The following is a 16,024-nucleotide window of genomic DNA, read 5'->3' as shown; positions in this document are numbered from 1 at the left end:
AGCTGTTTCCATTTTTTTATGTCCTCTCTTCTTTCTATAGTCACTAAGCAATTGAAAAAGTAAAACCGATAAAAAGAATACGATCTGACATAAGACGTAAACCAAATTGATAAGGGAAAAAGGTGATGATGTGAACCGATATCTTACAATGTCAAAAACAAGGATACTTAGAATTTCGTTGTGCTTGATTCTTCTGCTAAGCTCTTTTTCAAGTGCAGCTGGTTCGGTTTTCGCAGTACCAACTTCAAACAACATTTTTACAGTAGTCAATGCGAACGGTGATGACAGCACAGGCTCACTAGCTTGGGCGATTGCTCAGGCTGGACAAGTCCCTGATGGTAAAGTCATATTTGATGCTTCTCTTGCAGGGGCGACGATTACACTAATGGGTAGCCTGACCCATTGGAATCCGGGTGATAATACATCCGTTGAGATCGGTGCGCAATCTACCGGCAGCTTCACGATCGAAGGCCTGACCGATGCTCAAGGCAAACCTGTAATTACGATTGACGGCAATGGTGTACAGGGAATATATGCCAATGGTAGCGGAACGTTCAGTATGTCCAACCTGGTTATGAAAAACTTTAATACTGTTGATACGCATGGCGGACTCGACTATATGGGTTCTGCTTTAACCCTTAATGGAGAAAATTATTCCAGTGTTACGCTCGATAACATCTACTTTATCGGAAATAACAAAGCGTTTAAAAGCGGTGGCGGCATTGTTTCGCTTAGCGTAGTACAGGCACCCTATAAGGTCAGCATTAATCGCGTCAAATTCATGAACAATTCTTTGGCAGCGAATAACGCTAACGATAACACATACCAAGGGATGCTATTTTTCCAGAGCTTTGTTAAAGCTACCATTACCAACTCACTTTTTGCAGATAATGTAGTCAACACACATACATCCTCAACCGGAATCGGCTCTATCAGCTCCGGCGGCGGTGCTTATGATGCGATCTGGTATAACAATACATTTGCCAACAATAGCCTGTCGAACGACCAAGGAACCGTACTTGCTCCTATCGCTTACCTTACGGAAGAGGGACGACCAGCTAATACCCCGTTTGAGAATGAATTCCGCAACAATATCGTTGCTAATTCTTCGCTAAATTCTAACGCAGAGACGAACTTGTCTGCTTTGCTCTTTAGAGCCTCACCTGACGTTCCGCCAGTGAACGTAAACCCGAATTTAATTGTCACTTCTGCAGATTCCAGTTTGTTTAAAAACACGGACATACAGGATTACAGATTGAACAATCAAGCTGTATCGGCGATCGACCAGGGCGACAATACGTATGTATTGACCAACTTCGATCTGGATGGAAAGTATCGTATCGATGGCGGCATCGTTGACCTGGGTGCATTTGAATATACGCCTGGCTCTAATGCTACATTGGATTCTGTTGCTAATCAGACCCCTGCAAGCTCCGATGTATCTGGCGGCAACGGCACCTCGATTGCAAATGCAATCAAATGGAAGCTGAATATGCCTGCGGCTGTGGACGAGATTGATCTGAATAGCCTAAAGTTACAAGATACTACAGCTACCGTCAATCTATACAAAAGCTCCGATTACGTAAGCAATGAAGTTACGGGTAACAATACCATCCCCATCAAAACTGACGGACAAGCAACTTACCTCTATGTCAAAGTTACAGCAGAGAACGGTACAACGGTTCAATATTATGAAATCGCCGTCTATCCGCCAATAACTGAAGTTACTCTGCTATCTGCTGTTGCGGATGGTTCCGATACAAGTACAACAACCAAAATTGATCTTACTTTTGATAAAGATGTGGTTGGCTTCAATACGAACAACATGGTGATTTTCAGTATGACAGGCTCGGCATCCGTGCAAGCGGTGAGTGGCTCCGGCAAAAACTGGTCTGTCTCTTTAGACTCCATTCAACTGAATCCTGATTCGACTTCTGGACAAATCTATTTCATTCTCAACTCGGTACCTTACTTGTATAACGTTAGTGTTGATTCATCGTTACAGACTCTTACAATTTACAAAGCCAAAGCACCGCACACTACTCCACAAGCGGTGATTGATTATGCGAACGAAAAGCTGACTGGACTTGAGCCAGGTAGCGCCTACTCCATCAATGGCTCCACCGTCATTGCCGATACGCACGGTAATATCGATATTCCTTCCTACTGGATGAATCAGACGGTAAACGTTATCCATGTGGCAAGTGGTGGTTCCGTAGATAGTCAACCGCAATCATTTATCATTCCGGCTCGTCCATTGCCACCGATGAACATTAGTGTGACCAATGCAACCTATGCAGAGGCATATGATGGTAAGTTGTCCGGCGTAAATAGCGCTATGGAATATACGATTAGCGATGTGATTCAGTGGAATAGCATTCACGGTAATGAGATTGATCATCTCGCTGTGAATACGTACTTCGTTCGCTACAAAGCGACAGCAACCTCATTCGCTTCCAAGGCTACAGGTAAAGTCGTCGGCGTCCAAGATCCGAATGTCGAGATCGTACCTGCACCGGTTGTTGCGGCAGACGATACGCTGAATACGATCATCGGTCTGGATACTACGATGGAGATTTCCGTCGATGGACAGGCGTATGTGTTGTACAACGGCTCTAACCTGCCATCCCTGACGGGTGAGCATGAAGTCAAAGTACGTTATGCAGCCACCTCGTCCAAGCCAGCTGGTCTCATTACGTTACTGCTATTTACAGCTGATCCGCTGCCGACATTAGTTGTAACGGCAAGTGATCCATCCGGTTCTGGCAATAATGGCAAAACCGTATTAACGATCAATTCGCCTGCACTTCCTGGCACAGGTAATCAATGGCTCTTCAAAAACTTCGGCACTGCCAATGCTATACTGCCGGAAATCGGCTCGAAAGTAAGTGGCTATAGCGAGTTGTCTTCCGATGGACTGGTAAGTTCGTCCAATGAAGATTCCATCGTGGTTGTTGAAGCAGATATGAACGGCAATGTATTGCGTTATGCACTGGTTAAGGCTGTCGTTGTAAATGAAAGCTCTGGCGGTGGCGGTGGCGGAAGCAACGGTGGAAGTTCTTCCGGTGGCGGCGGAAGCAGTCCTTCGACAACGCCAACCGTACCAACATCTGGCGCAACGAAAACGGATGTGATCGTGCTCGTCAACGGTAAACAAGAAAATGCAGGCGAAGCCATCACAACAACCGAGAACAATATCAAGACCACCAAAATTAATGTGGATTCAGACAAACTGAAAGCAAAGCTGGATGCAGAAGGTCCTAATGCGATTGTTACCATTCCCGTTCCTTCCGGTTCGGATGTAAATCAGGCGCAATTTACCGGACAAGCTTTGAAAAATATGCAGGATAAATCGGCTACGATTGTTCTTCAAACCGATACGGCATCATATAAGCTGCCATCCAAAGAAATACAGCTCGGTCAGGCAGGTGCTACACCTGACAATACGCAAATTTTACTGCAAATCATCAAGTCTGTTGAATCGACTACAGCGAAGATGACTGAAGCAAGCAAGTCGAAAGATGCGACACTGCTCACAGTTCCGTATGACTTCAAAGTAACAGTAACAACAGATGGTAAAGCAATAGATGTAACTTCATTCAATTCTTATGTAGAGCGCACGATTCAATTACCGGATGATGTTGATCCATCGAAAATCACCACAGGCGTAGTACTGCGTGATGATAACACGATCGATCATATTCCGACCAGAGTTATCAAGCAGGATAATAAATATTATGCTGTCCTGAACAGTCTGACAAACAGCAATTATTCGGTTGTTTGGCATCCGATGACGTTCGCTGATGTGAACAGTCACTGGGCGAAGGATGCAGTTAACGATATGGGATCCCGTATGATCGTGAACGGTGTAACAGATACCACCTTTAATCCGAATAACAACATCACGCGTGCGGAATTTGCAGCCATTATCGTTCGTGCTTTGGGACTGCCGGCAGGTAAAGGCAACACTTCCTTTAGTGATGTGAGGTCCGATGCGTGGTACGCAGGTGCTGTAGAGACTGCCGTTTCGTACAAGCTGATTAATGGCTTTGAAGACGGTACATTCCGTCCACAGAATACGATTACTCGTGAACAAGCAATGACGATCGTAGCGAAAGCGATGAGTCTAACTGGTCTGGCTGAACGTACACCTGTATCTGACGCTACAGCAACACTGGCTGACTTTGCTGACTACAGCCAAATCAGCGGCTGGGCAAAAGACAATCTGGCGCTGACCGTTCGTGCCAAGCTGATTAATGGGCGTAATGCCAATATTGATTCAAAAGCAAACATGACCCGCGCAGAAGTTGCTGTACTCGTTGAACGTCTGCTCAAGCAATCCGATCTGATCTAAACGAATAATCATATGAAAAGCACCCTTATCTAGCATTAGATAGGGTGCTTTTTTCATACTTCGTTGGGACCCTGTTCAAGCATAAGCTTTCTTCTATATCTCTGCCTCACTCTGTCAAAGCTGTAACAGGTGTAAGTGTTCTGACTTGAATCGGTTGCAGATTATCCTCGATCTGAGTCCGGTACTGCTCAAACCACTCTGGCAACATCAGTTTCTGTCCAAGTGCTTCGGCGGGTTCGTCTTTGGCAAAGCCTGGAGGATCAGTCGCAATTTCGAACAAAATGCCACCAGCCTCTCTGAAGTAGATCGCGTTAAAATACTGACGATCCCGTACCGGGGTCGGCTGGTATCCATACTCGCGCACGGCTTCACTCCACTGCGCATGCTGTGCATCATCGACTGCGCGCCATGCAATATGGTGCACCGTTCCTGCGCCGCCCATACCCAGCGGTACGCGGGTAACGGGCACATCCACAATGTTGCCGATATCACCGATCGAACGGAAGCGGGCATATTCTTCATTTTCGCCCACTTTCACAAATCCGAGAATACGCTCAAGTGCATCCATCGTACGTTGTGGATTCACACTGAACAGTACTGCCCCACCAAAACCTTTAATTGCATGTTCAGTCGGGATTCCTTCTTGCACCCATGTATTCGCAACGCCCTCTTCCCGCTCAACAAGCTCTAAACTCAAGCCTTCGCTATCTTCGAATTGCAGCAATTCTTCATCAAAGCGTTGGGTTCTGGTCACATCGATATTAAACCCTGCCAGACGATTCTGCCAGAAGTCCATGGAGCCCGGTGGAATGACATATGAAGTAATGCCGACTTGACCGCCGCCAATCTGACCCCGTGGTGAACCTGCCGCCGGGAAGAAGGTAATGATGGTTCCTGGGCTGCCGTGCTCATCTCCAAAGTACAGATGGTATACATCCGGTGCGTCGAAGTTCACTGTTTTTTTCACCAGACGAAGTCCCAGAACTCCTGCGTAAAAGTCAACGTTAGCCTGTGGATCTCCAGCAAAAGCAGTAATGTGATGAATGCCTGTTGTTTGAATGCTCATGATTATTTCCTCCTTGGATTATCTGCTTATTTATAGTGGAATTATATTATCTTTAAATTAAGATATATGATCTGTATCACTAGTACCGGATTGAAACTAAAGTCCGCTCTAGTGATACAGTTTGTCGTGTTATCTCTCGATTCAGGGAACGGTTGATGCCCCTTCTGCATCTGCAACATAACCTATGGATTCTGTCTGGAAGCCTGCTCTTGTTTCAATTTATCTGGAGTCACGTCATCGCCGTTTGGATCGTAGATGGTGGCATTCAGTAAAATGTCGTTGACCGAACCACGGAAAGTCTGCAAATATTCCTGGCGAAGGCGAATCTGTTCAGCCTGCTCCATCTCCGTCAATCCACCTGCTTTGGCTTTTCTCGCGAGTTCATTAATTCGCGTCAATGTTGGAATCATCATCTAGATCTCTCCTCCTATCAATCAATTGAAGATATTTATTTGAGTATATTCTTCAGTTAGTGTTGCTGTCACTTTCATTCAAATTAAATATCTTAATATAAAGATAATTGATTTTATTTCGCTTGTCAACACTTTGTTAATCATGAAAAAAAACCTGGGTTAATTCGCCTTCCAAAGTATCGCTCCTATAAAATTAAAATCAATAAAAGGTTAGCCCTACGGATAGGATCTCCTGTAGAACTAACCTTTTATTCGAAGTTATGCTTAGAATATATTAGATAAACTTAAGTTGAATTTGAATCTCAGGTATCCCGTGACAGCGGAATCCGGATTTGGCAAGCTATTAGGCAAGCTTTTGTCCGCAGTTCGGACAGAAGTTGGCTCCTTCATTTTTGGCACCACAGTTCGGACAGAAGTTTGGCTTTTTGCCATCACCACCAGAAGACGGAGATTCACCACCCGCATTACTATTCTGCTGTTGACTTTGATTCTGGTTGCTTTGGTTCTGTCCTTGGTTATTTGAATTTTGATGATTGGAGTTCTGGTTGTTCTGGTTCATGTTCTTGAGCATTTCATTCGCCATGTTCATACCCATCATCATACCTGCCATATCCGAGGCTGCACCGCCGCCCTGCACTTTACCGGAAGCAATGCCATCTGTCATACTCACCTGCTGGTACTTTTGCAGATTGCCGATCATCTCGTGGGAGGCCGTTTTGGTGATCATATCCTGAATCTCCTGCGGATAGTTGAAGCTCATCACCTGGAAACCGGTAATGCCGATTCCGATATCCATCAACTGCATATCCAGATCCTCTTGAATACCGCGTGCAATATCCGATGCATTTGCTTGTAGATTGAACATGTCCTTGCCCTCACGGCTGATCCACTTCATCAACAACTGATCCAGTACAGACGTAATGCGGATTTTGACATCCTCCACCAGATAGCTCTGTTTGATGCCTGCAATTTTATCGATCAGGGTGACATAGTCACTTACTTTAAAGTTAAACGTTCCGTTCGCCCGAATCGGCATGCCGCCTGGGAGCTGCGGTGTTGGAATCAAGACCGGACTTTGCGTGCCCCAGCGTACGGTGAACTCTTTTGTATTCACAAACAATACCTCAACCCGCATACCGCTGTTGAATCCGAATTTGAATCCTTTTAATGTAGACAGAAACGGAATGATCTCTGAATCGATATTAAACGAACCTTCGTCCTCAAAAATCCCTTCCACTTTGCCGTTATTCAGGAAAATCGCGTCCTGACCCGAACGTATAATCAGCTTACTGCCTTTCTTGATCTCACGATTATTCCACTTCCAGAAGATCATATCATCTCTGAATTCTTCCCATTCCACTACGTTGGAGAACTGATTCCTGAAAAATCCCATGTTTTATCCCGTCCCTTCTATAGTAAAACTATCAGGCTTCATGTGCATCATGCAATCTAATCAACAAATGTTGATGATGTGTCCGGCGATTATAGTTAAAATGATCGGCTGCTGCCGCTATGTGAGTGTCCGCCCGCTGTCGTACCGCCACCACCGCCGCCTCCGCCGTTATTATTATTCTTCTCAATTTTGGTCTTCGTGACCGTTGTGCGAATATATCGATCCTGACGATCAATCACATGAGAGTTATCCGAATCCTCATAAGTCGCGCGGTTCACCGTCACACGTCCGCCCGAACGATAGGTCATGAGGCCAACAACAATACCACCAATCGCTACAGATACAGCAAGCTGAAACCATGTTTTGAATAAAATATTATCCGGGTTCACTCCGGGCTTGAGATCCAGATATTCGTAAGACAGGTTCAAGAACTTCTCAAAAGCGATCCGATAATTTCCGTCTGACAAATCCGAGTAAATTTTGTCCGTAATTTTGACTGCCCTGCTGTTATCAACGTATTCTTCGCCCTTATAAAAACCCGCTGCGTACACTTTACGATGATACATATCCATTGTCAGTATGACGGCATTCCCATGAGGTTTATCATATCCCGGGGCCCGGTTATCATAGAACTCCTCGGTAAGCAGCTCGTCACTTTTCTGCTCTTCATTGTTGGTGGTGTAAATAATCAAGTCCGTCTGCCGCTCCGCTGAATACTGATTCGCTAATGCATTTAATTCATTCCGATCCTGTTCACTTAACAGATTGGCCTCATCGTAGATGAGGTTTTTGTTCTCCACTGCGGATGCCGATGGTATAGGCAAGATCGGAGCAAGCATGGTCGCTAGAAGTACGATTAGCGAAGCTATCACCACTACAGGTCTTTTTTTGCTCACAGGAATCCGCCTCCCATCATCCACGACACCAGCTTCAGCGACAACAGTGAAACGGCAGAGACACCCGTGAACCATCCGGCCACTTTGGCTTTGCTGATCGGCGGTTTGCCGACCACTTTCCCCGTCTGTCCATTCATGGCAAAGGTGTACTGTTTGTGGTTGTAATCATAGTTGACCATCCATACAGGTAACAGCACATAGTCTGCATTTTTGAGCGAAGTATCGATGTCTTTATTGGTATAGCTCACGCTCGTATATCCCGAAACAGTAGAAGAAATGTACGAATCAATGTAGGATCTCGTTTTATCCTTAGCTCGTGGGAAAAGCTCGTCTTCGGTATAACTGTATTTTTCCGCAATATATCCCGCCAGATACGGGGTTTTGAACAATTTCAATTCATTGTAGGGAAAAGGCTCCAGCTTATCCATCAGCTCGTCATTCATTTTCTCTGATGCATCGATAGGTAGATTCACGTAGTTCAACCGAATTTTACGATAAATATCAAAATGCTGCGTCTCCGTATAATGGTAGTCACCCTGCGTATAGGATCGTACCTTAGTGCCCTGGGCTTGGACCTCAATTCGGTTATGTAAATCATATAGCCAGAATGGTACGTACATGCCGGTAATGCTCTGGATGCGATCAGCAGTCATGAAGCCCCCGGGCGTGAGCAGACCGTTTCTGCACCATTTTTTGAACGCCTGTTTCGCTTGATCTTTATTGATGGAAAACGGAATCACCATCGCCGGAGCCAAATTGCCCGTCAGCCGATCACTCAGCACCACCGCTGCACCGCAGAAACTGCATGTCGTTGCACTTGTCTCCGGTTCGGTCACGATATCTGCTCCGCAACTGTTGCAGTGATACTCCTTTACTTCCCCCTCTGTAAATACCTGTATCTTCAAGGGATCAGGTAACTGCTCAATGTTGTCCTGACGCCCGCAGCTCGGACAGGATAATGCACCGGACACACTATCAAAAATCATGCCACTGCCGCAGTTCGGACATTTATACTCTAATACCGGCATCTGTTCACCTCCGTGTCTAAATCGGATGTCTTACTTCCCTAGCTTCTCCTGAATCGCTGCCAGCTCCTCGTCCGCACTTGGAGCCTTGTTCTCCCTCTCCCTATTACCCGCATCCGCGTTCATATCCCGCTCTAACTGCGCAATCAGTTCATCCAGATCATCTTCCTGTGCGCCTGCGCGAAGCTCTGCAAGTGCCTCAGCTTCGTTAAGCGCCTGATTCGCTTGATCTTCCATCGCTTTAAATGCGGATTCGGCACGACTTGCAGACGCATTACGTTCATTGGTTTGCTGCTGCGCCTTAGCATCAGCCATGCGCCCTTTCAGCTCTGCATGCCTTGCCTCCAACTGCCCCAGATCTGCAACAAGTTTGTCGTTCATAAGTTTCATCATCTGCGCTTTGGCGGAAGCCCGGTCATATGCCGCTTGCAATTCATTGCGTTTGCCCGTCAGCTTCACTTTTTTCTCCAAAAAACCGCGTGCTTTGTCTACATCACCTGACTCCGCCGATTTCTCCGCATAACGCTGCAGCTTGTTCACTTCCGCCTGGCACTCATCCAGTGCCCGCTTCGCCCGATTCTCATCCGACAGTACCGCGGCTGTTTCTGCTTTCACCTGTCCCAAGTCACTGCTCAGGCTGCGCATGTACTCGTTCACCGTTTTCTCCGAATCGTCCGCCCGGTTCAGCATATGGTTCACATTCGCCTTCATCACGTCTCTAAACCTCGATAAGATTCCCACCATTCGTTCCTCCTTCGGGTATGTTCATATGAATATAATACATGAATAACACCGCATACGTTTCATTAAAATGATCCTAAGCTCTGGCTACATCTCCTCAGGCAGGCTCTCCACCGCTGTAAAAAAGACATCCAGCAGCTCCACGCCATACGCAGTCCGCACGTATTCCGTAATCACTGCCACATCCTCTTTTCGCTGATACTCCAGGCACGGACGGCCTTCGCTCCATAGTACTCTGCAAGGGAACCGCTCCACCACACACTGGATAATGTGGTCTGGATCGGCGGCTTTATGTATATGTGGCATATGTCTCGACTCCTTTATATAAATTAGCTTTGATGATCGCAAACGCGCTCTACCTCAGCACTCAGATAAATCCCTTCCCTAACGCTTTAATTTTGAAATACATTTTGTTTGGATTCAGTGCAGTTCGTCACATCGTTCGCCACATCGCTCCAAGGATGTCTTTCCTGTGCAAGTTAGCTATAATAAAGGGATCAATGATTTTATAAAAGGCAGGAAAATTATGCGTACACGAGTTCATTTCATCGCTCCTTATGAATCGATGATTCCTATTATAGAAGAATGCATACCACGCTACCCTGAGCTATCTATTCAGACGGATGTGGGTGATTTGGCAAAAGGGGTAGAGCTGGCCATTCAAGCCGAAAAAAACGGTGCAGACATTATTATTAGCCGCGGCGGAACCGCGCAACTCATTAAACAAGCGGTAACCGTTCCTGTCATCGATGTGCAGCTATCCGGCTATGATATGATTCGCTCCCTCACACTGGCAAGCCAGTTTAACGGACATACGGCTATCGTTGGATTCTCCAACATTACATCTGGCGCACAGTCCATTATCGACCTGATGGATCTGCCGCTCAAAGTTTACACCATACATAGCTCCGAAGAAGTCGCCAGGCTGCTACTGGAGTTGAAGGCCTCTGGGTACCAACAGATTGTCGGTGACGTCATTACCGTGAATACCGCAAAGGCCTACGGTCTGGACGGTTTATTGATTCAATCGGGCACCGAATCTATTCTCAGAGCCATGGAGGATGCACAGCTAGTCTACCGGTATTTAAGCAAAAATCAGACGGTCTCCATCATACTCAATGATCTCGTGACCCAAGAGCATCCGAATCTGCTGATTTTGGGCGAACAGGACGAAGTTGTGTTTGAAAACTGGACTGATTTTGATCATAATCCACTCACCGATAATCACCTATATCTGATGAACACAAGCCTGGAGTTCCACCAATCCAATATTCAGAACGTGTTTATGGTAGACGATTATCAATTGACAGTGCAGGCTTATGAAACCAAGCTGGATAACAAGAGCTACAAGGTGTACCAGCTGGAAAAAGGAGAACCTTACGCTTTTGCACAATTCGGCATCACCACGTTCACCGATTCCTCGATGGAGCCCATCGTTGCCGAATCACCTGCCATGCAGGCCGTATTAAAGAATATCCGCGCACTCTATGCGCATAATGAAGCGATATACTTATTGGGCGAAGCCGACTCTGGTAAATCTTTTCTGGTCAAACATATGCATCAGATGCACGCTGGCGGTGGACTTTTGTTGCAAATTGATCTCTCCCAGGTTCCTTCAGGCCATTTGCACAAAATTCCGCTAACCAAGGTGAAAACGGTCGAGCTGAATCAGATCGAAGCACGCCTGAACGATCCTGAGCTGCTTACCTTCATCGAGACCTGTCTCCAAAGCAACATCGGCCTGTTTATTCTAAGCGAGCATGTGCCTGATCCGAATTGGACACTCAAGCTGAAGCTGAACACACTGATGATGCCAAGCCTTGCTGACCGTGCTGAGGATCTTGAACCGTTGATGCAGCACTTCCTGACCGGGTATTATCACAAATACGGTACGACGGCTGTACGAATCAAGGAAGATGCACTACAGTTAATTCGGGATCAGGCCGCACAGATGAATGTCAATCAACTGAAACATCTGATCAAACAAGCTGCGCTGAATGCACCGGATTATGTCATTACGAATGAAACCTTAATCCGTCTAATTCACCAACAGTCTGCGGCAAATGCAAGCGCAATGAAGCTTGGCGGCACATTGAAGGAAATTGAACAGGAAGTCATCCAACGGGTGTTGCAGGAAGAAAATAATAATCAATCCAAAGCCGCCGAGCGTCTGGGGATTAACCGAGCCACATTATGGCGTAAACTTAAAGATTAACTTTAAGTTTACGTCTTTTTTTGTAGGCTTTTGTTCAAGATCAGCATTCCTTATGCTAGTTCAATGGATAATGGACTGCACATGATATTGTGTTGCATTTTTAAACAGTTATACACTTACTTTAAATTTACAATAATTTATTGTTGCTAATTTAAACAACATGAGCTAACATAGTCTCTGCAAGCGCTTAAGAAAACGATTACTTCATAAGGAGCTACGACTATGAACATTAAAGCTACGCTCGATCGCATCCCTGGCGGTATGATGGTTGTTCCCCTGTTGCTAGGTGCAACGATCAATACATTTTTCCCGAATGCCCTGCGCATCGGCGGATTTACAGAAGCGCTCTTTGTTAACAGTGCGAGCACACTCATTGCATTGTTCCTATTAATTGCCGGTACACAGATTACATTCAAAACAGCTGGCTCTTCTGTCGGTAAAGGGCTGACCTTGCTTACCTTCAAATGGGCGATCGGCGCGGGCCTTGGATTTATCGCTATTTTATTCGCCGACTCAAACGGCTTATTTCTAGGACTAGCCCCACTGGCTATTATCGCAGCGATGACCAATTCCAACGGTGGCCTCTACATTGCACTTGCAGGCCAATACGGTAAAGAAGATGACAAAGCAGCCTACCCGTTCCTCGCCCTTAGTGACGGACCCTTTTTAACCATGGTAGCGCTCTCGATCTTTGGTGCGATGGGTTTTGCAAACGGTATGTTCTCCCCGATGTCCTTTGTTGCGGTATTGCTTCCACTAATTGTTGGTGTCATCATTGGTAATCTGGATCGCAATATGGCTGAATGGTTGCACAAAGGCAGTGATAAGCTTGTCCCGTTCTTTGCTTTTGCCCTCGGTATGGGAATCAACTTCTCCTCCATTATCCAAGGCGGACTTGGCGGAATTCTGCTCGGCGTGCTGACCGTACTTCTGACAGGTGGGATTGGATACCTGCTCTTCAAAGCGATCGGCTGGAATCCCATTGTCGGCGCATCCGAAGGCTCTACAGCAGGTAATGCGGTAGGTACACCGGCTGCCATCGTAGCTGCCAACGCTTCATTCGGCCCTATCGCGGAGATTGCTACGGTGCAGATTGCGGCAAGTGTTGTGACCACCGCTATTTTGTTGCCGATCTTTATCGGTTTCCTCTCCAAACGGCTGGAGAAATCAGGCGGGGTCGCCAAATATAATGAACGACCGACCACATAAATAATGGGCATTAATATGAGTAATTTCATTTTTGATTTTTTTACCATACAAGTTGAACTATTTATTTACACATTAACGGTAAGGACAGAAAAAACCTGGAGAAGCGAAGCTAAAAGCTTTCTGAAAGAAAGCTACATCGGAAGCATAAGCTTCGGCCTTTATCACCGGATTTTCCCCTTTTGAAAAAGGAATCAAAAAAATCTGGGGATAACAGCGATTGGAAGGCTATTCTGTCATCGAAGTGATTCTTGTAAACATCTTTTATTCAATTTACATGGGTTAATGTAACAAACGAAATTTAAAGGAGGGATGACTGCATGAAACTGGCCATTATTGCAGATGATTTGACCGGTGCCAATGACAGCGGGGTGCAGCTAGCCCGGCATGGCCTGAAGACAAGTGTTCTATTTAATATGGATGAGGCTTCTCTGGCCTCTTATGATACCGTTGTTTTTGATACAGACAGCCGTTCCGTTGCGGCAGAAGAAGCTTATGATCGTGTGTATCGTGCAGCCAAGCTGCTGATGGATAACGGATTTGATACGCTTTTCAAAAAAATGGACTCCACCATGCGCGGCAATATCGGCATCGAGATTGATGCAGTATATGACGTTGTACAGCCAGACTTTATGATGATTGCTCCGGGTTATCCGAAAAATAACCGCACCATTCGCGAGGGTATTCATTACCTGAACGGTGTACCGCTTGCGGAGACGGAGATTGCCCTTGATCCCAAGACACCTGTGACGATCTCTTACCTGCCCGATCTGCTCAAGGAACAGACGAAATACCACGTGGGTGAGATTACCGTAGGTGATCTGGAAGCGGGACAACAACAAGTACACGCCAAATTGGAGCAGTTTAAACAAAACAACATTCCGTATGTACTAGTGGATTCCACGGAGGAAGCACATTTGGAGCAGGTTTTGCAGATGACACAGGACATGCCGTATACATTTGCTTGGGCGGGTTCAGCAGGGATTGCTAACTATCTCCCGGCTCACTATGAGTTGGAATCCAAATCTGCCGCACTCACGATCCCGGAGAATACGGGCCCCATCTTGACCGTCGTAGGCAGTGTGAATAAAAACTCTCGTGAGCAGTTGTATCGTTTGCTCCGTCAGTCCCGGATCGCGTCCGTATCGTTTCATTCGTTCAAAGCCGTATCGGCAGAAGCAGATCGTACTGCGGAGATGGAGCGTGTCTACAATGAGGTTAGAACTAAAGCGTTGGAGGGACAGGACGTTGTGCTCTACTCCACCGCTGAATCCATCGATATCGAACTGGCAAGAGCAACGGGTGAGAATCGGGGGTTGAATCACACACAAGTCAGCAACGAAATCGTACGTGCGATAGGCGAAATCTGTGCCAGACTGCTCGAAGAGGGCCTTTTCAAAGGGGTGTCCATGACAGGCGGCGATACAGCCAAACAGATCTGTCTAAAATGGAATATCAGCGGATTCGAACTGCTGGATGAGCTTGAAATCGGCGTGCCGATCTCCAGATTTATGGGTATTGAAGATTTATATGTAATTACCAAAGCAGGCGGATTCGGCAAACCGGATGTCTTTATCCGAGCAATTCAAAAATTAAAAGGGGGCATTCTCGTATGAAACCCACAGTAGGAATTACGATGGGCGATGCCGCAGGCATTGGACCCGAGATTATTATGAAAGCACTGGGACACCAAGAGGTGTATGATCAGTGCAACCCGCTTGTGATCGGTGATGCAAAGATTTTGGAGCGTGTACTGCCCGTGATCGGTTCCAACTTGAAAGTAAATGCTATTCAGGAGCCAATCGAAGCAAAATATGAATCTGGTACTGTCGACGTCATCGACCTTAACCTTGTTCCTGCTGATCTGGAGTACGGCAAAGTATCTGCTGTCGCGGGAGATGCGGCATTTCAGTTTCTTGCGAAAGCTATTGATTTGGCGAAAAAGAAACAGATTCACTCGATCTGCACGGCACCGCTTAACAAAGAAGCACTGCATCTGGGAGGCCATCTGTATCCAGGCCATACGGAGATTTTGGCAGACTTGACGGACACCGAGGACTTCTCCATGATGCTCACTACGCCTAACTTGCGCGTCATTCACCTGACCACTCATATGGGCCTGATTGATGCCATCGCAAGCATTAACCCGGAAAGAACCTATACGGTCGTGAAGCTGGCTCATGATACGTTGAAAAAAGCAGGCTTTGACAATCCACGCGTCGCGGTATGCGGGATTAATCCTCATGCCGGAGAGAACGGCCTGTTCGGCAACGGGGAAGAAGAAGAGAAGCTGCAGCCCGGCATTGAGCGTGCGCAGCAGGAAGGCATTAACGTCGTTGGTCCACTTCCAGCGGACACGCTCTTCTTCCGCGCAGGCCGCGGTGACTTCGACATCGTTGTAGCTTGCTATCACGACCAAGGTCATGCCCCAATCAAAGTGATGGGCATTGAGGAAGGCGTGAACATCACGGTTGGCCTGAAAGGCGGCATCATCCGCACATCGGTTGACCACGGCACAGCCTTTGACATCGCCGGCAAAAACATCGCAGACGACAAAAGCATGCTAGCCGCCATTCGTTCCGCCATTGAACTTGCACCGAAAGATTTGGTGTAAGGAGAGTACTATTTTCACGTATACCTATACAGTCATAGTAAAGTTAGAAAAAAGCAAACCCGTTTATTAGCGGGTTTGCTTTTTCTGAATATAATCTATGT

Annotated in this window: 12 protein-coding genes; 5 read left to right on the top strand and 7 right to left on the bottom strand. The window is 46.5% G+C overall.

Annotated elements, in window-relative coordinates:
- Positions 1-184: 184 nt before the first annotated feature.
- Complete coding sequence (locus tag EC604_RS22140) at positions 185-4,354, top strand: S-layer homology domain-containing protein (RefSeq protein ID WP_161557005.1); 4,170 nt, start codon at positions 185-187, stop codon at positions 4,352-4,354.
- A 106-nt stretch (positions 4,355-4,460) separates the two neighbouring features.
- Here the strand turns inward: EC604_RS22140 and EC604_RS22135 are convergent, their stop codons facing one another.
- The 7 genes from EC604_RS22135 to EC604_RS22105 form a co-directional block, all read right to left on the bottom strand.
- Positions 4,461-5,420, bottom strand: coding sequence for a ring-cleaving dioxygenase (locus EC604_RS22135; protein ID WP_123066211.1), 960 nt, complete (start codon positions 5,418-5,420; stop codon positions 4,461-4,463).
- A 182-nt stretch (positions 5,421-5,602) separates the two neighbouring features.
- A complete protein-coding gene (locus EC604_RS22130; RefSeq protein WP_123066260.1) occupies positions 5,603-5,830 on the bottom strand; it encodes a DUF896 domain-containing protein in 228 nt (75 codons plus the stop codon).
- A 346-nt stretch (positions 5,831-6,176) separates the two neighbouring features.
- Positions 6,177-7,226 (bottom strand): SPFH domain-containing protein, encoded by a 1,050-nt coding sequence (locus EC604_RS22125; RefSeq protein ID WP_123066210.1) that lies wholly within the window; start codon positions 7,224-7,226, stop codon positions 6,177-6,179.
- 95 nt (positions 7,227-7,321) lie between these two features.
- A complete protein-coding gene (locus EC604_RS22120; RefSeq protein ID WP_240037098.1) occupies positions 7,322-8,122 on the bottom strand; it encodes a TPM domain-containing protein in 801 nt (266 codons plus the stop codon).
- Positions 8,119-9,150: a TFIIB-type zinc ribbon-containing protein gene (locus EC604_RS22115; protein ID WP_123066209.1), complete on the bottom strand. Its 1,032-nt coding sequence runs from the start codon at positions 9,148-9,150 to the stop codon at positions 8,119-8,121. The genes EC604_RS22120 and EC604_RS22115 overlap by 4 nt, the downstream gene beginning before the upstream one ends.
- A 30-nt stretch (positions 9,151-9,180) precedes the next feature.
- The gene (locus EC604_RS22110) at positions 9,181-9,888 is read right to left on the bottom strand and encodes a PspA/IM30 family protein (protein ID WP_192895144.1); all 708 of its coding nucleotides are present in this window, start codon (positions 9,886-9,888) and stop codon (positions 9,181-9,183) included.
- Between the two features lie 87 nt (positions 9,889-9,975).
- Positions 9,976-10,194 carry a hypothetical protein gene (locus EC604_RS22105; protein WP_123066207.1) on the bottom strand — a complete coding sequence of 73 codons (219 nt, stop codon included), beginning with the start codon at positions 10,192-10,194 and terminating at the stop codon, positions 9,976-9,978.
- 166 nt (positions 10,195-10,360) lie between these two features.
- Between EC604_RS22105 and EC604_RS22100 the strand changes: the two genes are divergently transcribed.
- From EC604_RS22100 to pdxA, 4 genes are all read left to right on the top strand, one after another.
- Positions 10,361-12,103: a PrpR N-terminal domain-containing protein gene (locus EC604_RS22100; RefSeq protein ID WP_240037096.1), complete on the top strand. Its 1,743-nt coding sequence runs from the start codon at positions 10,361-10,363 to the stop codon at positions 12,101-12,103.
- A gap of 222 nt (positions 12,104-12,325) precedes the next feature.
- On the top strand, positions 12,326-13,312 hold the full coding sequence (locus EC604_RS22095; protein ID WP_123066206.1) for a 2-keto-3-deoxygluconate permease: 987 nt from the start codon (positions 12,326-12,328) through the stop codon (positions 13,310-13,312).
- 317 nt (positions 13,313-13,629) lie between these two features.
- Positions 13,630-14,925: a four-carbon acid sugar kinase family protein gene (locus EC604_RS22090; protein WP_123066205.1), complete on the top strand. Its 1,296-nt coding sequence runs from the start codon at positions 13,630-13,632 to the stop codon at positions 14,923-14,925.
- Positions 14,922-15,923, top strand: a complete 1,002-nt coding sequence (gene pdxA, locus EC604_RS22085; protein WP_123066204.1) for a 4-hydroxythreonine-4-phosphate dehydrogenase PdxA — start codon at positions 14,922-14,924, stop codon at positions 15,921-15,923. The genes EC604_RS22090 and pdxA overlap by 4 nt, the downstream gene beginning before the upstream one ends.
- Positions 15,924-16,024: the final 101 nt, after the last annotated feature.

This window comes from Paenibacillus amylolyticus, from assembly GCF_003719335.1.
GTDB classification, from domain to species: domain Bacteria; phylum Bacillota; class Bacilli; order Paenibacillales; family Paenibacillaceae; genus Paenibacillus; species Paenibacillus amylolyticus_D.
The sequence above is the reverse complement of the archived record's forward strand: the minus strand, read 5'-3'. Positions and strand labels throughout refer to the sequence as shown.

Excerpts from the sequence above, each read along its gene's own strand:
- EC604_RS22135 (WP_123066211.1), bottom strand. The coding sequence starts at position 5,420 with ATGAGCATTCAAACAACAGGCATTCATCACATTACTGCTTTTGCTGGA.
- EC604_RS22130 (WP_123066260.1), bottom strand. The coding sequence starts at position 5,830 with ATGATTCCAACATTGACGCGAATTAATGAACTCGCGAGAAAAGCCAAA.
- EC604_RS22125 (WP_123066210.1), bottom strand. The coding sequence starts at position 7,226 with ATGGGATTTTTCAGGAATCAGTTCTCCAACGTAGTGGAATGGGAAGAA.
- EC604_RS22115 (WP_123066209.1), bottom strand. The coding sequence starts at position 9,150 with ATGCCGGTATTAGAGTATAAATGTCCGAACTGCGGCAGTGGCATGATT.
- EC604_RS22105 (WP_123066207.1), bottom strand. The coding sequence starts at position 10,194 with ATGCCACATATACATAAAGCCGCCGATCCAGACCACATTATCCAGTGT.
- EC604_RS22095 (WP_123066206.1), top strand. The coding sequence starts at position 12,326 with ATGAACATTAAAGCTACGCTCGATCGCATCCCTGGCGGTATGATGGTT.
- EC604_RS22090 (WP_123066205.1), top strand. The coding sequence starts at position 13,630 with ATGAAACTGGCCATTATTGCAGATGATTTGACCGGTGCCAATGACAGC.
- pdxA (WP_123066204.1), top strand. The coding sequence starts at position 14,922 with ATGAAACCCACAGTAGGAATTACGATGGGCGATGCCGCAGGCATTGGA.